Source organism: Kribbella deserti (genome assembly GCF_042434725.1).
GTDB classification, from domain to species: domain Bacteria; phylum Actinomycetota; class Actinomycetes; order Propionibacteriales; family Kribbellaceae; genus Kribbella; species Kribbella deserti.
This window is the reverse complement of the sequence record NZ_JBHLTC010000035.1, coordinates 226,262-248,945: the sequence shown is the minus strand read 5'-3', so window position 1 is coordinate 248,945 and position 22,684 is coordinate 226,262. Positions and strand designations below refer to the sequence as shown.

Here is a 22,684-nt window from a genome sequence, read left to right as displayed (position 1 = left end):
GAACGCAGTGACGACGCCGCGGTTGAGCGTTGTGGTTCCGTTCTTCAACGTCAGGGATTATTTCCGTGACTGCCTGGACTCCATCGCCCGGCAGACGTATGCCGATTTCGAGGCCATTCTGGTCGACGACGGCTCACAGGACGGCAGCGCCCTGATCGCCAAGGAGTTCTGCGAGAAGGACTCCCGGTTCCGGCTGATCAGCCAGCAGAACCAAGGCCCGGGCCCGGCCCGCAACGACGGTGTCGGCCATGCCCGCGGTGAGTTCCTGGCCTTCGTCGACAGCGACGACCTGATCACCCGGCACGCCTACGAGATGATGATCCGCACGCTGGACGAATCCGGTTCGTCGTTTGTGGCCGGTAACGCGCGCCGGTTCAACAACAGCTCCGGTGTCCGGCAGTCCTGGGTGCACCGGGCGCCGTTCGCGAAGAACCTGACCGCGACCCATCTGCTCGAAACCCCCGAGCTGATCGTGGACCGGATGATCTGGAACAAGGTCTACCGGCTGTCGTTCTGGCGCGAGTTCGGCCTCGCCTTCCCGCCGATCCAGTACGAGGACTATCCGGTCATGCTGCAGGCCCATCTGGACGCCGTCAGCGTGGACTGTGTGTCGGTGCCGGTCTACTACTGGCGCGAGCGCGAGTCGGGCGAGTCGATCACCCAGCAGAAGTTCAAGTACTCCAACCTGGTCGACCGGGTCATCTCCGCCGAGATGGTGGTCGGCATGATCGACGAGCGGGCGCCACAGCTACGGCCGCAGCTGCACAACCACCTGGTGCAGGTGGACCTGGCCGCCCTGTCGCAGGCCTTCGCGACGGTCCCGCCGGAGAGCATGACCACCTTGGTGGAGCTCGGACAGCGGTTGCTGAAGACCCTTGACGACGAGAGCCTGGCGACCGCGCCGCGGTTCGACCAGTTGCAGATTCAGGCCCTGCGTGACGGCGATGCCGCCATGCTGCGCACGCTGGCGCAGTTCCGCGCCGATGGCGGCACCCGTGACGGCGGCCGCGCGGCCCAGCGCCCGGGACGCCCCTGGCAGTACGAGTTCCAGTATCCGGGCCGAACCCGCCGCTCGATGCCGCGCGAGCTCTACCGGGTGCCGGCCGACGAGATCAATCTCGCCACCACGGTGACCCACGTCCGCTGGCACGACGAGACCCTGGTGGTTCGCGGTACGGCCCAGATCCGGCACCTGCGCACCAGCCCGTCGTCGAAGTTGCGGATCGACATGGTGATCGGCGACGACCGGCTGGAGCTGCCGCTCGAGCGGTTCGACACCCTCGACTCCAACGGCGACAAGTGCCTGGTCGGCTACGAGTTCCGCGTCGGTCCGGACCTGCTGGCCAAGCTGCCCATAGCGGGCACGCCGGTCATCTTCGACGTCGAGCTGCGGTCGGGCCGGCTGACCCGCGGTGATGAGCTGCGCGGCCAGAAGGCCGGTAGCGCGAGCTGGTCGCCAGGCCGCTGGGTGCACGGCGGCTGGATCCAGCCCGCGCCGAACGCGCTGGGCAACTTCACCATCAAGCGAGTGCCGCGGCCACACTGCCTGACCTCCGCCGAGGTCGACGGCGACGACCTGGTCATCACCGGTTCCCTGCCGCCCGGCGTGAAGGAGCCCAGGCTCAGCCTGACCCGCACGTTGTCGGGTGCGGACGCCGAGTTCGAGCTCGACATCTTGTCGTCGGACGAGACCGGTTCGACCTTCCGTACCCGGATCCCGATGGCGCCGATCGTCGACAGCGCCAATCCGGACGACCCGTTCACCCAGCGCACCTCGCGCGGTGTCCGGATCCACTCGGCCGCCGCGCCCGCGCTGCTGCTGTGGACGGGACCGGAGAAGGCTCTCACCACCGTCTACCGGGATCGGCTGCTGATCCTGACGCGGTCCCCGGGCAACTTCATCAACCTGCACGAGTCCCCGGTCCGGGTGGTGGCGGACGGTTTCTCCCGGCCGGCTCCCGACGAGCTGGTGCTCGAAGGCCCGCTGGCCGCGCCTGCCGCGTTCACCTGGCGGCGGTTCCTGGAGGATTCGGACGACCACGTCGACGTACCGTGCCGGTTGGTGGTGCCCGAGTCTGGGCGCTGGACCGCATCGGTGGACCTCAGCGACTTGATGCCGGACGACACCGTGCAGTCGTCGCTCGATCCGCTGGCGAACCTGGCCGAGTGGATCCTCTTCGCGATCAACGAAGACGGCAGCGCGTACGCCGTACAGAGCGAGGCGTTCCTGACCAGCCGGTTGCCACTGGAACTGCGGCACTCCCGGCACGACCTGGTTCTCACGCCGCGGGCCGGCACCCTGCATCTGGAGGTGCGCTAGGTGCACGCGCAGAACCACTTCGCCGGACAGGCCCAGGTGTTCGCCCGCTACGCCGGGCTGAACCAGATCCACCCGCCGCGTATCCGTGGCCGGCTGCAGTTCGACTACGCCGACCTCGGTCCGGCCGCGCCGCTGGAATGGCACTTCGGCTGGAGCGACTCGGCCCGCCGAAGAGGCAAGGCGCTCGGCCGGCGGCACCAGTTCACCATCGGCGCCGCCTGGCTGTACCTGCTCGAACTCGCGCCCGCGACCGGATCGACTCCGCGATCCGGCACGCTCTGGTTCCCGACCGGCGACCCGGAGCGGCTGATCCGCGAGATCAAGGCGACCGAGACCGGCCCGGTGACGGTTTGCCTCGACCCGTCGGCACCGGCCGCCACCCGCGCGGCGTACGAGCGGGCCGGGTTTTCCCTGCTGGAGTACGCCGCTACCGAACCGGTGGACTACGACCGGCCGGGCGGCGGTCCGATGACCACCTTGCTGGCGGCGTTCCGCAAGCACGAGCGGGTCGCCTCGGACGTGGCCTCCACCCCGGTGCTGTACGGCATCGCCGCCGGCTGTGAACCCGCGGTGTACGGCGGCACGACCCCGGCCACCGGTGTACTGGCCGGGCCGAAGATCGATCTCACCTCCGCCCGGGAGATCGCCGACCACGAACTGGGCCGTGCCTGGATGGTGCCACCCGGTGAGCTGCGCAGGTTGTTCGATTGGAGAGAGCGTGTCTGAGCTGAACCCGGCCCCCGCCGACGGCGTGGCCGTCGAGGGACCGGTCCTGCGGGCACTACTGGACGACGTACTGCCGTCCGGTTCCCGCGTACTGGTTCTCGGCCCGCACGGTTCCGACGTGCTCGACCTGGTCTCCGCTCGAGCCGCCTCGGTCACCACGGTCGCGTCGCTGCCCGACCCCGCCGGTACCGACGACCTGCGGTACGACCTCCTGCTGGCGGCGGGCGGTCTGGACCTTCCGACGTCCGAGGTGGTTCCGGGCGCTGCTGGGCAGGGTGGTTCCGGTTGGGCGGAGCGGCTCGAGAGGCTCGCGCATCTGGCTGCGCCGGGCGCGGTGGTGATTCTGAGCTTGCCGAACGAGTTTGTGCTGAGCGGGCTACTCGACAGCCGCGGCTCGGCCTGGCCGAACGCTGGTGCGGCGGCCCTGGTGGAGGACGAGAGCCGTCCGGCCTCTGCCGCTGACTTGGCCGCCGAGCTGGATCGTGTCGGCCTGCCTGCTTCCCGCGTGTTCGCCGTCGCCTCCTCGGGCTCTGAACCGCGGGCGTTGATCGACAGCGCTGTCGCGAGTTCGACCCGTCCGGGCCGGTTCGCGGCGCGGGTCGCCGTACAGGCTCTTGAAGCCGCCTCGGCTGATACCGAACTGCTCGCGCCGTTGGCCGACGCCGCCGACGCCGCTGCCCAGGCCGGGCTGCTCAGCTCGACCTTGTCCGGATGGCTGGCGGTCTCCGGGCCGACCGGTGGGCGCTCGCTGTACGCGCGTATCCCCGGCCACGACACCGTGCTGGCCGCAGACCGTTCCCGGACCGCCGACGACGCCTGGGATATCCGCGTCACCCCCGGCAACGCCGAGCACGACCCGTCGGTGCCGGTGAAGTTCTCACCCGCCGCCATTCCGGCGGTCATTCCCGACGCTGCCTCGGTTGAGCACACGCTGATCCGCTTCGCCGCCGCGGAGGACGTGCCGTCGTTCCGGGCGCTGGCCGCGGCGCTGGGGGATTGGGCCCGCGCCCAGTTCGCCGCCACCAAGCCGGTGCCCGAATGCGTGCCGGTGTGGACGTGGGACGAGCTGATCGCCGACGCGGACGGATTCGCGCTTGGCGTCGCACCCTGGCGAACGGCCAAGTCGGACTCGATGGAGAGCCTGCTGGCCGCGGCTTGGCTGCGCTTCCACGACCGGCTCCTCGGCGGCCACCGGCACCACCCGTGGCCGGCCTGGACCGTCGGCGACGACCTGGTCTCGACCTGGCTGGACATGTCCGGTGTCGAGGCGAGCCCGGAGCTGCTGGCCCGGGGCCGGGAGCTGGCCGACGCGATCGACGGCCTGCCCAGCACCGACCCGGACCTGCGTACGGCTCTGCTGGAGGCCGACGAGGCCCGTCAGGAGGCCAGTGAACTGGCCGCGCACATCGGTGGTCTCGAACAGGCCCTGGCCTACCGTGACCGCCAGCTGCTCGTGCGCGAGACCCGGATCCGCAGGCTCCGCGCCGAGTTGCAGGAGGCTGTCGTGGAGCGCGACAAGATCAGCGCGGAAAAGGCCCGCCTGCACACGTCCCGCACCTACCAACTGGCCAACCAGCTCCGCCGCGCCACCCTGCTCGCCCGCCCGGGCAAGCTCGCCTCCCGCGTCCGCAAACGCACCCGCTGAACGACGAGGGCTCAGGCCGTTGGGCGGCGGGCGACCAGGAGTTGGTGGGTCGTCGGCCACGGCAGCGGTGAGGCGTTCAGTGGGTTGGTGATCGCGGCGACCGGGGCGATCCGGTTGTCGATGATCCAGTCGTTGCGCCACGCCTTCGACGCCGGGTCGATCTCGAATCCGGCCGCGCGGGCCACGTCGCACCACTGCGCGAAGGTCAGTCCGCAGAACTGCTCGTGCGTCTCGGACAGCCAGTTGTCCACGTAGTCCTTCCGGGTGAGGAAGTCCATCGCGTCGGCCAGCCGCAGCACGAACGACCCGTCAGGCCGTTCGGAGTACTCGAAAGCCACGTTCGCGTTGCGGCGGAAGTCCTGGGCGAACTGGACGAACCGCGCGCGGGTGGAAAGCCCGCCCACCACCTCCGCCACGGCCGGCCCGGTCATTCCCGTCAGGTCCGCCGGATCAGCCGGGTTGGCGCCGTCGCTGTCGTCGAGGCTCAACGCCACCTTGCGATCGGGTTCGGACGGCCCGCAGACATCCGAGTTGATCCACACGCCGTTCGGCGCGGTATGCGCGAACAGGCCTTCGGCGAACCGGGCCACTGTCGCCGGGCGATCCCCATCGGCGTACGACCAGATCTCGTGGGTGAGCGCGAGGGTGAGGGTGGTGTCGATCGAGCGCGGGCTGAACACCGTCGAGCCGAGCATGTTGCGCTGGTAGAAGTACACGTTCGGATTGCTGAAAACGCCCTGCGCCTTCTTGTGCTCGCACTCGGCGAACAGATGCCGGGCCACCTCGACGCCGATCAGGTCCGACTCGTGGAACCGCGGATCGGCGTCGACCAGTTCCAGCGTGGCACCGGTCGCGCAACCGATGTCGAGGATCCGCCCGGGCCGGACGAAGTCCTTGATCTGCAGCCATTTCCGGTCGGCGGCGGTCTCGAAGGCTTCGGCGTACGTCTTGTAGTCCCGGGTCGTGGTCAGCCCGCCGTCGTCGCCGACCACCGGGTCATTGACACAGGCAACCACCTGCAGATCAAGGCGATACCGGTCGAAAACGTCCACCGTGGCCGGGTGTGCTGCCTCACGCCACTCGTCGTTGCCGGCAGCAATCATCAGCAGGACGTCCCAAGGCCGCAAGGGCTTCTCGGCCGACTCGAGTTCGACACCGGCCACCTCGTAGCCGAGCCGCTGGTACAACTCGGCCACCTCGGGAGTCGAACAGGCCACCAGGGTGTCCGCCGGGGACGGGGTCACCCGCTCATCGGTGCTGGCGGCAACGGCCTTGACCGTGACCTCGGCGAAGTCCTCGGTCGGCGGCGTGTCCACCACCCCGATCACCAGCGACGGCACCTCCGCCAGCACGCTGAACCGCTCGATCGCGGCCTCACGCCGGTGGAAGGGCACCGGATTGCGCTTGGTGGTGTGGTGGTTCGCCGAGGTGACGGCCCAGATGACGATCGCGTCCGGGGTCAGCCGGGTGGCCAGCTGCTCGCGCAGGTACGACGCCTGGAACTGGGTCAGCACGTGGTGCCGGCCCGGGAACAACAGGTAGCGGTAGTCGCTCACGCCGGCGGGACCCGCGGCGGCTCGTCCTGGGTGATGTCCGGGTGGGCGTCCACGTCGGTCCGCTCACGAATCACGTACGTCGGGCGGCCCATCGAGTCCGAGTGCAGGCGGCCGACGTACTCCCCGAGTACGCCGATGGCCAGCATCTGCGCGCCGGAGAACAGCGCCACCATCGAGGCGATCGTGGTGAACCCGGCCACCGTCGTCTGGCCGGAGGCGAACTTGTAGATGATCACGCCGAACAGCACCACGCCGAGCAGGGCGCAGAGGAAGCCGAGGTAACCGACCAGCCGCAGCGGCTTGGTGGAGTAGCCGGTCAGCATGTTGATCGCGTGCTTCATCAGCATCGCGAAGTTGTAGTTCGACTTGCCCTCGGTGCGGTCCTCGAGCCGGACCTTGGTCTCGCTGATCTTGGTGGTCGACCACGACAGCGCCACGTCGACCGAGGCGTGCGGCCCGTCCAGGCCGTCGAACCCGTCCCGCAGGAAGGTCCGGAACACCCGGAAGGCGCCGATCGACTTCGCGCTCGGGATCTCCAGCGCGGTCGCCATCCCGGCCTTGACCGTGCGCGAGAGCAGGCTGCGCAGGAACCCGTGCTCCTCCTCGACCGGTACGCCGTACACCAGGTCGACGTCGTCGGTAAGGGCCTTCAGCAGCACCGGGACCTGGTCCGGCGGGTGCTGCAGGTCGTCGTCCATCGTGACGACCACCTCGTACCGCGCGGAGCGCACACCGGCGATCAGGGCGTTGTGCTGCCCGTAATTCCGGGCCAGCCGCAGCGCGCGGACCTCGGGATACTTCTCCGCGAGTTCGCTGGCCACCTGCCAGGTGTTGTCCGGGCTGCCGTCGACCACCAGCACGATCTCGAAACCGCTGGTGCAGTCCGGCAGGACGTTCTCCAGACCTTCGACAAGGCGCGGCAAGGTGGCTGCCGAGCGGTAGCATGGCACAACGACGGAGACAAGCACTGCTGACCCTTCCGGGGTGGCGTAAGCCTGGGAAGACGGGGACGTGCCGAGTATCCCACCGACACGATCCAGTTCCGTCGAGGACCCGAGGGGATTAGTCATTTCAGTGAGCGAGCTGGGCGCCAAGGTCATCGGTGATCACCGCGTCCGTTATCTGATCGTCGGGGCAGGGACGAACGTCTTGTACTTCTGCCTGTTCTGGCTGGGCTGGCACCTGCTCGAGGGCACGGTGTCCTACCTGGTGCTGACGGCGGCCACCAACCTGTCGACGGCGCTGATCGTCTACCCGTTCTACCGGACCTTCGTGTTCGGCCGATCGGATCAGACCTGGCTGCGGGGCTTCTGGAAGTTCTACACGGTGTACCTGGTCGGTCTGGTGACCTCGCTGCTGGGCATGCCGTTCCTGGTCGAGGTGGTCGGCGCACCGGTGCTGCTCGCGACCGTCATCATGCTGGCGATCCAGCCTGTGGTGTCCTACCTCTTGCACCGGTTCTGGACCTTCGCCTGACAGCTTGTGGAATGCGGACACACCATGGTGATGCACTGCGCGCACCGGGAGTTGCCACAGCCGGGAAAATCGCCCCGATTGTGACCGGATGGCAACCGTTGGTCAGCGCAGGCGCCAGATCTGGGCTTCGCCCAGGTCGTAGGTCTTGGTGGCGATAACGGCCATCTTGTTCTCGTCGACTTCGCCGAAGCGCTTGTCCACGAAGAGGAAGTCGACGCTGTAGCGGCCCTTCAGGATGGCGGCGGTGTTCGGGTTCGGGTCGAGGAAGACGCCGTCGTTGCGGGCCTCGAGCTCGGGATCCCAGAACGGGCCGTACAGGGCGCCGTCGCGTTCCTCGGCCAGGTTCGCCTGCACGGTATAGGCCCAGCCCTCCAGCAGGATGCGCCGCTCGGTGTAACCCGCCAGCCAGAAGGCCCGCGCGTCACAACGGGTGCGCTCGGGAATGCGGCAGTGCGCGTTGGTGGCGACCAGGTCGTCGGGGGACGAGTTGGCCCGCAGGAACCGGGCCGCTTCCTCACCCCGCCAGGGAATATCGGTCGGCCCGATCCGGGTGATGACGTGGTCGAGGCCGTTCGCCTCGACGGCCTGCACGTTCCGGGCGACCACCCGGTACGTCGGCAGCGCGCCCATGCCCATCAGCACGATGCAGGCGAGTCCGGCCGCGGACGCGCGGGCGCCCATCCGCTTGGTCAGCAGCGACAGCAGAGCCCCGACCAGCAAGGCGATACCGATGGCCGCGGAGATCGGGCCGAGCATGTAGCCGAGCGCCTGCCAGTTCTGATCCGGGCCACTGGCCACCGGCTTGGGAAAGGTCTGCCAGCCGATCAGCAGCGCCAGGACCGGTCCGATCACGAAGGCGGCTGCCATCACCGCCTTGACCCGCAGGGGTTTCGAGCGCCGGATCAGCCAGGCCACGCCCCAAACCGCCAGCGGGATCATCAAGGCCGCGGCGGACCGGGTGAAGTAGCGCTCGGAGTTGCCGTGCTGCACGAAGACCATGGCCGCGCCCAGGCCCGCCACGGTGACCGCGAACAACGAGGCGATCGCCGGGTTGACCAGCAGCCTGCGGCCGAAGGCGAACAGCCCGGCGGCGAGCAGGAGATAGCCGTACACGTCGATGACGGCTCCGGCCGCGGTGGCTCCGGCGTACCAGCTGTCACCCGGGCCGGTTCGGAAGCCCCAGAACGGCAGCAACCGGTGGATCGAGTCGAACGGGCGGATCGTCGTACCCTGCGAGGCGCCGCCGAAGATGACGAACTGCGCGAAGGCCAGGCTGCCGATCACGATGACGAGTGCCACCAGGCTCGGCAGGTGGAACCGGCCCCGGAAGACCAGCCAGGACGCGAAACCCGCGACGACCGCCGCCAGCAAAAGCGGAACCATCGTGGCCTTCGCGGCCATCACCCCGGCCACGGACAACGTGAACAACGCCCACACGCCGAGCTTGGGCATCTTGCGGCCGCGCAGAATCCCCACCAGCAAGGCGATCGCGGGGATCACCATGACCTGGCCGAACGACTGCGAGGGGCTTGCCCACCAGGGCGTGTCGAGGACCGTGCCGGAGGTGTGGCGGTTCCACCCGTACAAGGTGACAGACGAGACGCCGATGAGTACGGCGGCGGCGACGGGCCCGGTCCAACGACGACGGGCCCAGCCCTGGGCGAGACCAGCCGTACCGACAGTGACGGCCAGCAGCATCGTGACGGGCACTACCCGGCGGATCAGCGTCTCGATCTCCACATCGGTGGCCCAGCTCGTCGCCGCCACATGGGCGTGGGCGTACCAGTGGTACTGCAGGGGGAGGTCCCACACGTACGGCGTCTGGAACGGCACGTGGTGCTTCAGCTCGGCCGCGAGTGCCAGGTGGAACGGGATGTCGACGTACACGTAGCCGGCGCCGTAGCCCTCGAGCGGCTCGGACCGGAACGCGTCGATCGACAGCATGGCGACGCCGAAGATCACCACCATCGCGATGATCCACGCGCCCCACACGCTGCCCTCGGGTGAGCCTCGCCACCAGCGGCGCAACCGGCCGTCGGTGAGGAACGCCACCACGATGATGATCGGCGCGACCACCACGATCTCGGGTACGCCGATCCAGCGGCCGGGCAGGTACACCGCGAGCTGGAGCGCGCAGCCCACCGCGAAGCCCGCTGCCGCGTCCAGATAGAACACGTCCGTACGCCGCCGCAGCCGCCGCCAGACCAGCATGCCCGGCAGGGTGACTCCGAAGACCAGATAGGCGGTCAGCTTGGCGGAGTCGGCGTACGAGACCTCGTAGTGGTGCAGCGCGACCCACGTGAACGCGAGCGCGGTGAGCGGTGCCAGCCACCGGAGCAGGCCCTGGAGGAGGCGGCCCGCCAAGGCGACGAGGTTCAGAGGATGTCCCAGGTGAGAGGGGTCCCCTTCACCGCGTCGACACGGAACTCGCGGCCTTCGACCGAACCGAAGGCGTCGGGTGCCAGGCCGCCGGCCGGACGCACGGACCGGACGTTGTCGGCGGCAACCTTCTCGCCGGCCTTGACGTCGCGGCTGACGTAGAGCGAACGCCGGAAGCGCAGTACGTTCTGCTCGGCCTGCTTCGGCCCGACCTTCGGCTCACCCAGCGCGAGCTGCGCGATCTTGGTGCCCTCGACCAGCGCCTTGACCTCGTCCGGCTCCAGCGAGAACGCCGAGTCGACGCCACCGTCCGCCCGCGACAGCGTGACGTGCTTCTCGATCACGGTCGCGCCGAGCGCCACCGCGGCGATCGAGGCGCCGATGCCCATCGTGTGGTCGGACAGGCCGATCTGCAGGCCGAGCGCGTCGCGCAGCACCGGGATCGAGCGCAGGTTGGACTGCTCCGGCGGCGCCGGGTAGCTGGCGGTGCAGGACAGCACGATGATCTGCTCGTTACCGGTCTCCCGGGCGGCGCGCACCGCGGCGTCGATGTCGATCAGCGTCGCGGAACCGGTGGAGATGATGATCGGCTTACCGGTCTCGGCCATGCCCCGGACCAGCGGCAGGTCGCCGATCTCGTTCGAGGCGACCTTGTAGGCCGGCACGTTCAGCTTCTCCAGGAAGTCGATCGCGGTCGGGTCGAACGGCGATGAGAACGCGAGCATGCCGAGCTCCTGGGCGAGCGCGAAGATCGGCTCGTGCCACTCCCACGGCGTGTGCGCCTCCTGGTAGAGGTCGTACAGCCGGGCGTCCGGCCACAGCTTGTGCTCGGCCGGCAGCCGGAAGGCCGGCAGGTCGACGTCGAGGGTGATGGTGTCGGCCGTGTAGGTCTGCAGTTTCAGCGCCTGCACGCCGGTCTCGCCCATCGCGCGAACGATGTCGAGCGCGCGCTCCAGGTCCCCGTTGTGGTTACCGGACATCTCCGCGATGATCAGCGGCTGGTGGTCCGGACCAACCGGCACGTGGCCGAAGTTGATCGTCTGGGTTGCACTCACGTTCTCAGTTTCCCTTCGGCTTACGCCGGTTGTCCTTGTGCAGGCTGATCGGGAGAACCGTGATCTCCCGGCCGTCGGCGAGCCGGGTCTGCGGCTCACCCTCGACGAACCGGAACCGCCGGTTCATCTGTCGTACGACGGTGTTGTGCTCGAGCACCTCACCGTGCAGCTCGTCCAGGCCCAGCTCGTCGAACGCGTAGCCGGTCGCCTCTTTCATGACCCCGATCCAGGCCGGCAGTGTTTCGCCGCGCTCGGCCAGGCCCTCGTTGTCCAGGTAGAAACCCCAGGCGCCGGTGCGGGGGGTCGCGTCCAGCTCCAGGTCGAAGAACGTCACGAAGCCCGCGACGACCCCGTCGCGCTCGTACGCCAGGATGCGCCGGGTCTCGTCGACCGAGGCCTTCGCCCACCAGGCGGCGTGCTCTTCGGCGGTGATCCGGTGCGAATTGATGCTGACGTCGAGGTTGGCCTGCTGGTTGCGCAGGGTTCGCATCGTATCGACGTCGCCGTCCGTGGCCCTGCGCAGCACTGTCCGCCCACCCTTTCGAGACTCGATGATCGGCCCCCACGCTACCGGCTCGGTGGAACGGTGCTGTACTCGCTGCCACTCGTGGCTCTTCACCCGGAGCGGAAGCTGTGTGACTATCTTTCGAACAGCCCACGGAGTTCGTTGGAGAGTGACATGCGACGCATCCTCGGCCTTGTCCTGCCGGCCCTGTTGCTGGCCTCGCTGCCGGTACCCGCTCAGGCCCGATCGGACGGCTCCACCAGCATCGTGACCTCGGCCGGCTCTGGCGGCTCGGCCGGTTTTGAGAGCTCGGCCGGATCGTGTGTGGCTGATCCCGCCACGCCGAAGCGGCAGTTCCGGGCCAGCTGGATCGCCTCGGTGGTCAATATCGACTGGCCGTCCCGCCCGGGCCTGCCGGCCGCTCAGCAGCAGGCCGAACTGACCCGCTGGCTCGACGACGCCGTCCGGCAGAACCACAACGCCGTCGTACTGCAGGTCCGTCCGACCGCCGACGCCTTCTGGCCGTCCAAGGTCGAGCCGTGGTCGCGGTACCTCACCGGCGTCCAGGGCGGTGATCCCGGCTACGACCCGCTGGCCTACGCGGTCGCCGAGGCGCACAAGCGCAATCTCGAGCTGCATGCCTGGTTCAACCCCTATCGGCTCTCGATGGGCACCAACCTGAACGAGCTGGTCCCGACCCACCCGGCGCGGCAGCACCCGGACTGGGTGGTCAGCTACGGCGGCAAGCTCTACTACAACCCCGGCATTCCCGCGGCGCGGAAACTGGTCGAGGCCGCGATCATGGACGCGGTGACGCGCTACGACCTCGATGGCGTGCACTTCGACGACTACTTCTACCCGTACCCGGTGGCGGGTCAGACCTTCGCCGACGCCGCGACGTACGCCGAGTACGGCGCGGGCTTCCCGAACATCGCCGACTGGCGCCGGAATAACATCGATCTCCTCATCTCCGAGCTCCAACACCTCATTAAGATGCACAAACCCTGGGTGAAGTTCGGGGTATCTCCCTTCGCCGTCTGGCGCAATGCCGGTACGGACCCGCAGGGATCGGCCACCACCGCCGGCGTTCAGACGTACGACGACCTGTTCGCGGACACCCGGAAATGGGTTCGCGAAGGCTGGATCGACTACATCGTTCCGCAGGTCTACTGGGCGCAGGGATTCGCTCCGGCCGACTACAACAAGTTGGTCCCGTGGTGGGCTGAGCAGGTGCGTGGGACCGACGTACATCTCTACATCGGTCAAGCCACCTACAAGGTCGGTACGTCGACGCAGTCCCCGGACTGGGCCGACCCGAACGAGCTGAGCGACCACCTGGCCTTCAACACGGGTATTCCCGAGGTGAAGGGCGACATCTACTTCTCCGCGAAGGACGTGCGCGCGGACCGTCTAGGCGCGACCAGCCTGCTGAACCGCACCTGGTACTCCCGACCGGCCCTGGTCCCGGCCATGCCCCATCTCGACGCCAAATCGCCCCGGCCGGTACAGACGCTACGAGCCACCCGCCAGGCGGACGGCGTACACCTGTCGTGGAAGCCCGGCTCGACCGACACCACGTCGTACGCCGTCTACCGCCGGGCCATCCCGGGCAACGACCACTGCCCCGACAACGACGCCCGCAACCTGCTCACCACCCTGCGCGGCACCACCTTCACCGACACCACCGCCACCCCCGGCGCCCACTACCTCTACTTCGTCACCGCCTTAGACCGCACCGCCAACGAAAGCCACCCCATCCCCACCTACTCCCACTAGACAGTGATGAGCTGAGGTCAGCGAGGACCTCCATACTTGCTGCCCGATCCCGTCGGCTGCCCCGTCTTTTGCCTGGTCTGTCCGCCATAGGTCGCTGGCACGGCGTGAGCCCGGGCCGGGTACCGGGTTGCGGTGCGCCTACCGGGTTCTGGTGCGCCCACTACCGAGTTCGTGTGCGGCTACCCGGTTGCAGCCAGGTAGCCGCACCAAAACTCGGCAGTCGACCTCGAGACCACCCGATCGCCGGTCGGCCTCCATAGGAGCATCCCGCCACCGCCCGTTAACGGCATAGTCCAGAGCCTGCTAATGGCATAGTTCCGGCCCTGCTGACGGCCTAGTAGGAGCCGGAACTTGCCGTCAGTTGGGGAGGTCTGGGTTGGTGTTGGGGGTGGGTGCGATGCGGAGTTCGTAGACGCGGACGGTGCCGGCGCGGAAGCGGAGGTCGGCCAGTTCGTCGAGGGCGCCCGGGGCGGGGTTGACCCGCTCGTCGAGCAGCAGCCAGCGCACGCCGTACCGCTTGCGGAGGTATTCCAGGTTGGCGATGCTCGGGCCGGTGAAGACGACGTCGTTGGCCCGCAGGAGTTCCGGGTCCCAGAACTCGCCGGCGAGGGCCTCTTGGCGGTCGGTACGGCCGCTGGAACGGGCGGTGTAAGCCCAGCCCTCGACCAGAACCCGGCGCTCGGAGTAGCCCGCGACCCAGAACGACATCGAGACGCAGGGTGGTTTGACCGGCCGCTGGCAGTGCACGTTGGTCGCGATCACGTCCTGGCTGCCGCCGTTGGCGCGGATGTAGCGGGCGGCCTCGATCCCGCCGGGCGCGATCGACTCGTACTTGCCGACGACTGGCCGTCCACCGGCCGCGATGGCCGCTGGAGCCGTGGAGAAAGTCGCACCCAGGGCAGAGGCCACCATCAGCGCGGCCCAAGCCCGTGCGGGCAGTTTGCGCAGCACCATCAACAAGATCAGGCCGAGTATCAATACACCGGCCGCGATGGCCGCCGTGATGACCAGCGGCGGCGCGGCGAACGCGGTCTCGACGCAACTGTTGTCGGCACAACGCCAGGGCTCACCTTCGACGACGGACCGGCCCAGCAATACCGCGCCGACTCCGACCGTGGCGGCCGGCACCGCCATCGCCAGGTGCTGCGCCCGGAGACTGGCCAGCCCCCAGGCAGCCAGCAACACCCCGAAGCCGAACGTGCCGCGAATGAAGAACAGCTGCGACATGCTGTACTGCCAGACCAACGACGTCACGGCGACACCGCTGAGCACGGCGCCGCCGAGCAGCGCCGGCATCGGGTCGTCCGGTCGCTCGCGGGAGATCAGCAGCGAGCCGAGTGACGGCAGCAGCCAGGCGGCCACCAGCCAGGCGCTGAAGAGCACCAGCAACGCTAGCGAACCGCTTTCGAACGTCGTCGGCAACAGCCGCTTGAGCATCGAGCGGAAGGTCTCAGCGGGCGCCCAGATGACGCCGTGAGACTGGCTCCCGAGTACGAGCACGTAGTTCGCGCCGTAGCAGGCCGCGACCAGCACGGCGAGGCCCAGGGTGGGCAGGCTGAGCCGGCGGTGCCGGAGCAACAGATAGAGGAAAGCGACGGCTAGCCCGGCGCCGTACAGCGGCAACATCGATGCCTTGCTGACCGACAGCACGCTGATGAGAACGAGCGCCACCACCCAGTCGCCTGCCGTGGGCCTACGCCGGAACATCAGCGCCGTCAGCGCGATCAACGGCAGCACCAGTGCCGCCGCGAGCGCCTGGGTTGTGCTGATCATCTGGGTGAACGCGAGCGGGCCATCGGTGAACTGGCCGTCGTTGGCCGACCACGACCATGGCGAGAAGTCCGCAGCCAGCACACTCAGCAGGGCCGCCAGCGGTGCGGCGACGACCTTGCCGGACAAGACGACGGCGGTGGCCGCGATGCCGAGTACAGCCAGGATGGTCAGTTCGAGCGGCACGGTGCGGGAGACCAGTACGTCGAGCTCGGCGCGGGTGATCCAGTGCGCCGAGGCGATGTGGTTGTAGACCATCCAGTGGTACGACAAGGACTCACCGGCGACGTACGGTACCTGAGGCGGGAAGTGGTGCGTCAGCTCGGCGGCGAGCGCCAGCTGGTACGGCGTGTCAGAGTTCGGCCGGTTCGCGGCCGGACCCTCCAGGGTGATGAATTGCGACCCGGCCCGGACGAACCAGAGCACCACCACGCCGACGGCGGCGGCGACGCCGGCGATCGACCACCAGGGCAGGAGTCGGCCGCGCGGCGGGCGATGGCCTGGAATCGCGGTGAGGATCACGGCTACCAGCGGCATCACCAAGGGCAGTAGCGGCATGCCGAGCCAGCGGCCGAGGGGGTACAGCAGGCACTCCAGGGCGACGCCGCAGCAGGCGCCAAGGAAGATGTCGACGGTCAGCCAGCCGCTGCCGCCTGTCAGCCGTCGCCAGAACATCGTGCCGGGCAGGCCCAGCACGATGACCACGTAGGCCGCGTGCACCACGATTTCCCCCTCCACGCTCACTAGACGTGATCCTCAGCCGTTTTGTTGCACATGGCATCCCCAGACCGTGTCGCCGTCCGGCGCCGGGCGCCGGATCACGTCGAAAGGACGGCTGGACGAGGGCACTTGGTTGCCCGGCTGCAGGAACCTGCAGCGAGCAGGACTTGTGCCGAAGATCACCTCCGGCACGGCCGACCGGCGGATCGGAGTTACACGATTCCGGTGCGGCGCCCTGCTAGCGATAGGCTCTGGCCCCATGAGTGAGTTGACGCGCGCCCAGATCCGCGACCTGATGGGCGAGGTGATGAAGGCCCAGGGCAAGACCCTGCCGGCCGACGACGCTGCCGACCTGCGGGAGATCGGGTTCCGTTCCCTTGACTTCTCCGAGCTCGCGCTGCGAGTCGAGGACGAGATCGGTGACGAGCTGAACTTCGACGCCCCGGGACTCCGGCAGATCGCCAAGGTCGGTGACGTCCTCGACTTCATCGAGCAGCTGCAGTCGGCGTGACCGCCCGTCGATCGACCGCGCTGATCGGCGACGACAACCGCGTCGTCGTCGGTGGCGAGACGCTGACCTGGCGCACGCTGCACAAGCTGCCCCAGTTGCCGTCGCCGGCCGCCGTGCTGGTGGACAACGGTGCCGACGCGCTCGCGGCCGTGCGGCATCACGCCGTGCACGGCACCGAGCTGTTGGTCGCCACCTCGTCGCGGGTCGACCTGGCCATGCGCGAGGAGCTGGGCGAGTCCGGTTTCGCCGTCGTGATCGCGAACGGTGACGAGCACTCGGTCACCCCGGCCAAGCTGAAGCGGGTCGAGGAGTCCGGCCGGGTCTGGCTGCTGACCTCCGGTTCGACCGGCCGTCCGAAGCGCATCGGTCACACCCTCGAGTCGCTGACCACGGTCCGCGGCCAGCAGCAGCCGCGAACCTGGCTCTGCCCCTACTCGCCCGGCACCTACGCCTGGTGGCAGGTCGTGACGCTCTCGCTGACCCAGGCCGATCAGGCCCTGGTCGTGATCGAGCCGTCCGAACTGGAGTCCTGGCCGAAGATCGCCGCCGAGCACGGTGTCACCGCCGCCTCCGGTACGCCGACCTTCTGGCGCCAGACGATCTACCGCGACACCGAGGCGCTGGCCGCCGTACCGCTGGAGCAGATCACGCTCGGCGGTGAGCCGGTCGACCAGGCCATTCTGGACCGCCTGCGCGAGATCTTCCCCGCGGCGCGGATCTCCTGGATCTACGCCTCGTCCGAGGTCGGCGCGTCGATCGTGGTGCACGACGGCCTGGCCGGCTTCCCGAAGGCCTGGCTGGACCGCGAGCCCGAGCCGGGCGTCGAGCGGCCCCGGATCTCGGTCGACGGCGACGAACTGGTGATCAGCTCACCGCACCACGGCGCGGGCCTCGAAGGCGCGCACCGGACCGGTGACCGGGTCGAGTTCGTCGATGACCGCGTACTGATCACGGGCCGCCTGGACACCGACGAGATCAACGTCGGTGGGTCCAAGGTGTCGGCCGGACTGGTCCGCAACGTGCTGATGGCGCATCCGTCCGTGGCCTGGGCCCGGGTGTTCGCGCGCAAGGCCCCGATCGTCGGCCGGATGGTCGCCGCCGAGGTGGTGCTCGATCCCGGTATGGGCCCGATCACCGATGCCGACCTGGTGCAGTGGTGCACGACCAGGCTGCCGGACTACGGCGTACCGCGCCGGATCCGCTTCCTGGACGAGATTCCTTCGAAGGAGACGTTGAAAAGCGATGTCTGATTCCGTAGCCGTACCGACCCAGGTGCCGCCGTCGTCCGTGGTGCTGGTCTCCGGTGGCTCCCGCGGCCTCGGCCTGGCCATCGTCACCGACCTGATCGAGGCCGGGGTGAAGGTCGCCGCGTTCGCCCGGACGGTGACGCCGGAACTGACCGCCCTGGCGGAGAAGTTCCCCGAGCAGGTGCACGTCGGCTCGGTCGACATCAACGACGCCAAGGCGGGGCAGGCCTTCGTCAAGGAGGTCGAGACCAAGCTCGGCCCGATCGACGGCATCGTGAACAACGCCGCCGTCGGCCAGGACTCGCTGCACGTGCACACCTCGGCCGAGCAGATCGCCGGCATCATCCAGACGAACCTGACGTCGCCGCTGGTGCTCACCCGATTCGTGCTGCGCCGGATGATGGCCAAGGGCCTCAAGGGCCGGATCGTGAACGTCACCTCGATCTGCGCCCAGCGTGGGTATCCCGGCCTCGTCGCGTACTCCGCGACCAAGGGCGGCATGGACTCCGCGACCCGATCGCTGGCCCGTGAGCTCGGCGGCCGCGTGCTGGCCAACTCGGTCGCGCCCGGCTTCTTCGCCTCGGAGATGTCCGCGGTGCTCGGCCAGACCCAGCTCGACCAGATCGTTCGCCGCACGCCGACGGGCCACCTGACCGAGCCGGAAGAGGTCGTGCCGGTCGTGCGCATGCTGCTGCTGGACAACACCAACATCAATGGCCAGGTCCTGGTCATCGACGGTGCCGCTTCCATCTGAGCTGCTCACCCAGGCGGAATCCCACCTGAGCGTGGGCTCCGTCGCGGAGATGGCAGATGCGATCACCCGATCGCATCTGCCCGATTTCCGCTGCGTCGGCTGGTACGGCGAGCCGCCCGCGGGCTGGACCGTCGTCATCGACGCGGAGTACGCCGGCCAGCTGGTGCCGGCCCCACTGGCCCGCCGGTTCGGCGAGGCGGATTTCTGGCCTCGGTGGACCCGGGCGGAGTGCCTCTGCAAGCTCGCGGATGTGCCGATGCTGGCCTGGTGGCCCGAACACGGTCTCGACGTACCGGCGTTGTTCGACGGCGTCTGGCGAACGCTCACGCTACCCAGCCCGGGCGGCCCGCTCGTTGTCACGGTCGCGATGGCGCCGTCATGAGTTCCGGCGTTGTCCACAGGGCTGAAAGTCGTTTCGCGGTCGGCGGTTCTTCGCGGCACATTCTCTGCAGCGCGGGTCATCGGGGGCTCGCGGATCGGTGCGGAAGGATGGGGTGGTGGCGATGAACCAGTGGCCGGATGAGCATGTGGTGGCGGTGTTCCGATCGGCGGCGATCGCGATGGCGACGGGCCAGGCCGGGACGGAGCTGTTCGCCGGTGAGCTCGGGCGGTTCGACGAGATCGACCGGGCACAGGTCGACCGAGCCGTCAGCGCTCTACTCGACACCTTGCTGAGAGACGCCTGGGATCGTGGCTGGCAACCCAATGACCTTGCTGAGTTCGGTCGTCGGGAGCTGGAGGCGGACGCGCTGCCACTGTTGGTGCCTGCCATCGGGTCCCAGCATCGGGCGTATGCGGTGGAGGGTCTTGCGCCACAGTGGGTGGATCAACTTGCCGGGCTTGGGTTGCGTGCGCCGTTCGAGTCGCTGGATCTGACCGCCTGGGCGAAACAACATCGCCAAGTGCGGTATCTCGTCATTGACGCGGTCGTCACGCTGGCAGCCTTCCTGCTGACCTTGCCCGTGTTGCCGCGGCTGTTGCCCTTGCCGGGCACCTATCGGCCTAGTCCGGGCGCCACGTCGTCGCGGCGGGCCTCTGGTTCTGCCGCATCGACGCCGGGAGCCTCCTCGGGTGTTTCCCCGGTTGGTTCCGCGGGGGAGCGGAAGCCTGGGCACGACAAGGCGCTCGGGCGGATCCGTGGGCTGCTGGCGAAGGCGGAGGCCACCGAGTTCCCCGACGAGGCTGACGCGTTGTCGGCCAAGGCGCAGGAACTGATGGCCAAGTTCTCGCTCGACCAAGCCCTGGTTGATGCCTTGGGCAACGGTCAGGGCGATCTCGCCGATGACTCGGCCGCGCGGCGGATCTGGATGGAATCGCCTTATACCGCGGCCAAATCGCAACTGGTGCACGTCGTCGCGATGGCCAACCGCTGCCACGCCGTGATGACCGAGCGGCCGCCGTTTGTCACCGTGGTCGGTTCCGAACTCGACCTCGAACTCACCGAGATTCTGAGTACGTCGCTGCTTGTCCAGGCCAACCGGGCCCTGCTCGCGACGGGTCAACGCGCCCGCAGGCACGACGAATCCAGGACGCAGGCCTTCCGGCGCGCCTTCTTCGTCGCCTACGCCCAACGAATCGGCGAACGTCTGCAAGCCGCGGCCGACGCCACCCAAGCTGCGGTTGAAGCCGAGCAAGGCGACCTGCTCCTGCCGGTCCTAGCCAAACGCGAGCAACAGGTCACGGCGCTGCTCACCACGCTCTTCCCCAAAACCACCACCCGCCGAACCCGCATCTCCAGCGGCGCCGGCTGGGCCGCGGGCCGCGATGCCGCCAACCGCGCCACCCTGGACACCGCCCCCGCCCTCCGCCCTGCGTAGCGGGGAACCGGGCTAGCGGGGAGTGCTGGCGGCCGAAGGGTCACCGGACCGTGTGCTGGGGGCGCGACATTAGTTTGGTTGCGGGCGGAGGCCGGCGAGAATGATGTTGATGAGGCGGGCGGCCTGGTCGGCATCGGTGTCGTGGGTGGCGCTGATGAGGCGGAGCACGTCCATTGCCTGCACGTCGTCGCGGACCATGCCGGCTTGTTTGGCGTTGCCGAAGAGCAGGTCGGCCGCATCACGAAGATTCACCTTGCAGGCCTTGAAGAATTCGGAGTCCTTGCCGAGGGCATCCATCAGTTCGCTGGCGAGCGTGTGCTTGGACGCGGCGTACGACGCGAGCGAGTGCAGCCAGGCCGAGAGCGCTTCGAAGGGCGGGAGTTCTTCGGAGAAGCCGTAGGCCCGATCGCAGACGGATTGGATCTCGTCGACGTAGACCGCCTCGAGCAGCGCCGTGCGGGTCGGGAACCGACGGTACAACGTGCCGATACCGACCCCCGCGCGACGGGCGATCTCCTCCAGGGAGGTGCTTGTGCCGTGGTCGGCGAAGGCCTCGCGGGCCGCCGTCACCAGCAAGTCGTAGTTGCGAGCCGCGTCGGCCCGGGTCGGACGAGCGCAGGTCACCGGAATGGCCCGCGCGCTACTGGCCGACTCGCCAACAGGTCCCGTTCCGCAGGCCTGCGCGGTGCTCGCCTGGGCCTCGGCTGGTGGGGTGGGTGTGGCTTCGGCAGGTGGCTGGAGGTCGTTCGGTGCTCTCACGTCACTTGCCTCCTTCGCGTCGGTCGCACACCTCGGGCCAGACCGGGAATACACCGGCCGGATAAATCGCTTGAAAAGCGGAGGCGGCCTCCGTATCGTAACCGGAGGAGCGCTCCACTTTTCTGCTCGTTTCCACTCTAGCCCCTTCGGGGGAAGGAGCAAGCTGCTCATGTCGGTCACATCCGCGGCGCCGGCGGGCGCTGGTAGCCGCACGCCCGAACGGCGCGCGGCGGTAGTTCTCGCCGTCATCGTCATCACCCAGTTGATGGTCATTCTCGACGGCACCGTCGTCACCATCGCGATGCCCAAGATCCAGGAGACGCTCGACTTCAGTCCGGCCAGCCTGTCGTGGGTGCAGAACGCGTACGCCCTCGCGTTCGGCGGCCTGCTGCTGCTCGGCGCCCGTGCGGGCGACCTGCTCGGGCGGCGCCGGGTCTTCATCACCGGTATCACCATCTTCACCGCCGCCTCCCTGCTGGGCGGGATCGCGCCAACGGCCGAACTGCTGCTCGCCGCGCGGGTCTTGCAGGGCGTCGGCGGTGCCATCGCGGCTCCGGCCGCACTCACCTTGCTGATGCTGACGTTCCCGGAGGGTCCGGAGCGGATCAAGGCGCTCGGCCTTTACAGCCTGGTCTCGTCCGGCGGCGCCAGCATCGGTCTGGTCGTCGGCGGCATGCTCACCGACTGGGCCTCGTGGCGGTGGGGCCTGTTCATCAACGTGCCGATCGGTATCGCGCTGGTCTTCGCCGCCCGCCGGTACCTGACCGAAACGCCCGCGCAGCAAGGCCGGTTCGACATCGCCGGGGCGCTGACCTCGACCGCCGGTATCACCGCCCTGGTCTACGGGTTCATCCGTGTGGCCGAGGTCGGCTGGAGTGCGCCGGAGGTGCTGGCCGCCTTCGCGATCGGCCTGGTCCTGCTGGCCGCCTTCGTGGTGGTCGAGCGCCGGGCGGCACATCCGATCACGCCGCTCAGGTTGTTCGCCGATCGGACCCGCGTGTCGGCGTACTTCGCGATGTTCCTGCTCGTCGGCACGATGTTCGGGATGTTCTTCTTCCTGACGCAGTTCCTGCAGGGCGTGCTCGCGTTCAGCCCGCTCGCGGCCGGGCTGGCGTTCCTGCCGATGACCGGACTGCTCTTTGTCACCGTCCGCACCGTGCCGCGAGTGCTGGACCGGATCGGCAGTGGCCGGCTCATGTTGGCCGGAGGCGCGTTGTTGCTCGGCGGCATGGTCTGGTTGATGCAGATCGCGGTGGACAGCACGTACGCCGCCGCGGTTGTCGGCCCGCTGGTGCTGTTCGGGCTGGGCGCGGGTCTGGTGTTCGTGCCGCTGACCAGCCACGCTCTGGCCGGCGTACTGCCTGAAGATGCTGGTGCCGCCTCGGGCCTGCTCAACGTGCTGCAGCAGGTTGGTGGCGCGCTAGGGCTGGGCATCCTCGTCACTGTCTTCGGAACGGCCTCGCGCAACGCTGTGGCCGACGGGGTTCTGGAGGCCAAGCAGGTGCTCGCAGACGGTGTGGGGGCCGCTTTCACGGGGTCGGTCGTATTCGCCGCACTAACGCTTGGAGCCCTGCTACTCGCCGTCCGGCCGTGGGAGCGTAAGGCGGTGGTCGTAGAGGTTCCGGCCGTCCCAACCGACAGCCACATCTAGCACGACTGCGGGCGGCT

General features: G+C 68.6%; 18 protein-coding genes. 11 read left to right on the top strand and 7 right to left on the bottom strand.

Annotated elements, in window-relative coordinates:
• Nucleotides 1–7 precede the first annotated feature (7 nt).
• From ACFFGN_RS26650 to ACFFGN_RS26640, 3 genes are read left to right on the top strand one after another with little or no spacing between them, the layout of a single operon-like run.
• Nucleotides 8–2,320, top strand: a complete 2,313-nt coding sequence (locus ACFFGN_RS26650) for a glycosyltransferase (protein ID WP_380052710.1) — start codon at nt 8–10, stop codon at nt 2,318–2,320.
• Entirely contained in the window at nt 2,321–3,046 is a 726-nt protein-coding gene (locus ACFFGN_RS26645) for a hypothetical protein (protein WP_380052708.1), read from the top strand.
• Nucleotides 3,039–4,691: a serine/threonine-protein kinase gene (locus ACFFGN_RS26640; RefSeq protein WP_380052706.1), complete on the top strand. Its 1,653-nt coding sequence runs from the start codon at nt 3,039–3,041 to the stop codon at nt 4,689–4,691. Before ACFFGN_RS26645 ends, ACFFGN_RS26640 begins: the two co-directional genes overlap by 8 nt.
• An 11-nt stretch (nt 4,692–4,702) precedes the next feature.
• Here ACFFGN_RS26640 and ACFFGN_RS26635 read toward each other — a convergent pair whose 3' ends face one another.
• Nucleotides 4,703–6,247, bottom strand: coding sequence for a class I SAM-dependent methyltransferase (locus ACFFGN_RS26635; RefSeq protein ID WP_380052704.1), 1,545 nt, complete (start codon nt 6,245–6,247; stop codon nt 4,703–4,705).
• Nucleotides 6,244–7,197 (bottom strand): glycosyltransferase family 2 protein, encoded by a 954-nt coding sequence (locus ACFFGN_RS26630; protein WP_380052702.1) that lies wholly within the window; start codon nt 7,195–7,197, stop codon nt 6,244–6,246. The genes ACFFGN_RS26635 and ACFFGN_RS26630 overlap by 4 nt, the downstream gene beginning before the upstream one ends.
• Before the next feature lie 124 nt (nt 7,198–7,321).
• On the opposite strand from ACFFGN_RS26630, the gene ACFFGN_RS26625 reads away from it, so the two are divergent.
• Nucleotides 7,322–7,723 carry a GtrA family protein gene (locus tag ACFFGN_RS26625; protein WP_380052700.1) on the top strand — a complete coding sequence of 134 codons (402 nt, stop codon included), beginning with the start codon at nt 7,322–7,324 and terminating at the stop codon, nt 7,721–7,723.
• A gap of 102 nt (nt 7,724–7,825) precedes the next feature.
• Here the strand turns inward: ACFFGN_RS26625 and ACFFGN_RS26620 are convergent, their stop codons facing one another.
• Genes ACFFGN_RS26620 through ACFFGN_RS26610 form a run of 3 tightly spaced genes read right to left on the bottom strand, consistent with a single transcriptional unit; the run spans nt 7,826 to nt 11,683 of the window.
• Complete coding sequence (locus ACFFGN_RS26620; RefSeq protein WP_380052698.1) at nt 7,826–10,087, bottom strand: hypothetical protein; 2,262 nt, start codon at nt 10,085–10,087, stop codon at nt 7,826–7,828.
• 11 nt (nt 10,088–10,098) lie between these two features.
• Nucleotides 10,099–11,157: a pseudaminic acid synthase gene (gene pseI / locus ACFFGN_RS26615; protein WP_380052696.1), complete on the bottom strand. Its 1,059-nt coding sequence runs from the start codon at nt 11,155–11,157 to the stop codon at nt 10,099–10,101.
• Between the two features lie 4 nt (nt 11,158–11,161).
• Nucleotides 11,162–11,683 carry a GNAT family N-acetyltransferase gene (locus tag ACFFGN_RS26610; RefSeq protein ID WP_380052694.1) on the bottom strand — a complete coding sequence of 174 codons (522 nt, stop codon included), beginning with the start codon at nt 11,681–11,683 and terminating at the stop codon, nt 11,162–11,164.
• A gap of 153 nt (nt 11,684–11,836) precedes the next feature.
• On the opposite strand from ACFFGN_RS26610, the gene ACFFGN_RS26605 reads away from it, so the two are divergent.
• Nucleotides 11,837–13,438 carry a glycoside hydrolase family 10-like protein gene (locus tag ACFFGN_RS26605; protein WP_380052692.1) on the top strand — a complete coding sequence of 534 codons (1,602 nt, stop codon included), beginning with the start codon at nt 11,837–11,839 and terminating at the stop codon, nt 13,436–13,438.
• Nucleotides 13,439–13,795: 357 nt separating this feature from the next.
• Here the strand turns inward: ACFFGN_RS26605 and ACFFGN_RS26600 are convergent, their stop codons facing one another.
• Nucleotides 13,796–15,952, bottom strand: a complete 2,157-nt coding sequence (locus tag ACFFGN_RS26600; protein ID WP_380052690.1) for a hypothetical protein — start codon at nt 15,950–15,952, stop codon at nt 13,796–13,798.
• 235 nt (nt 15,953–16,187) lie between these two features.
• Here ACFFGN_RS26600 and ACFFGN_RS26595 point away from each other — a divergent pair, with 235 nt between their 5' ends.
• The 5 genes from ACFFGN_RS26595 to ACFFGN_RS26575 all read left to right on the top strand — a co-directional run bounded on the left by ACFFGN_RS26595 (nt 16,188) and on the right by ACFFGN_RS26575 (nt 20,257).
• Nucleotides 16,188–16,439, top strand: a complete 252-nt coding sequence (locus ACFFGN_RS26595; protein WP_380052688.1) for an acyl carrier protein — start codon at nt 16,188–16,190, stop codon at nt 16,437–16,439.
• Entirely contained in the window at nt 16,436–17,689 is a 1,254-nt protein-coding gene (locus tag ACFFGN_RS26590) for an AMP-binding protein (RefSeq protein ID WP_380052686.1), read from the top strand. Before ACFFGN_RS26595 ends, ACFFGN_RS26590 begins: the two co-directional genes overlap by 4 nt.
• Nucleotides 17,682–18,440 carry an SDR family NAD(P)-dependent oxidoreductase gene (locus ACFFGN_RS26585; protein WP_380052684.1) on the top strand — a complete coding sequence of 253 codons (759 nt, stop codon included), beginning with the start codon at nt 17,682–17,684 and terminating at the stop codon, nt 18,438–18,440. The genes ACFFGN_RS26590 and ACFFGN_RS26585 overlap by 8 nt, the downstream gene beginning before the upstream one ends.
• Nucleotides 18,424–18,822: a hypothetical protein gene (locus ACFFGN_RS26580; RefSeq protein WP_380052682.1), complete on the top strand. Its 399-nt coding sequence runs from the start codon at nt 18,424–18,426 to the stop codon at nt 18,820–18,822. The genes ACFFGN_RS26585 and ACFFGN_RS26580 overlap by 17 nt, the downstream gene beginning before the upstream one ends.
• 121 nt (nt 18,823–18,943) lie before the next feature.
• Entirely contained in the window at nt 18,944–20,257 is a 1,314-nt protein-coding gene (locus ACFFGN_RS26575; protein WP_380052772.1) for a DUF2786 domain-containing protein, read from the top strand.
• Nucleotides 20,258–20,326: 69 nt separating this feature from the next.
• Here the strand turns inward: ACFFGN_RS26575 and ACFFGN_RS26570 are convergent, their stop codons facing one another.
• Nucleotides 20,327–21,016, bottom strand: coding sequence for a TetR/AcrR family transcriptional regulator (locus ACFFGN_RS26570; RefSeq protein ID WP_380052680.1), 690 nt, complete (start codon nt 21,014–21,016; stop codon nt 20,327–20,329).
• Between the two features lie 169 nt (nt 21,017–21,185).
• On the opposite strand from ACFFGN_RS26570, the gene ACFFGN_RS26565 reads away from it, so the two are divergent.
• Complete coding sequence (locus ACFFGN_RS26565) at nt 21,186–22,667, top strand: MFS transporter (RefSeq protein WP_380052678.1); 1,482 nt, start codon at nt 21,186–21,188, stop codon at nt 22,665–22,667.
• Nucleotides 22,668–22,684 lie beyond the last annotated feature (17 nt).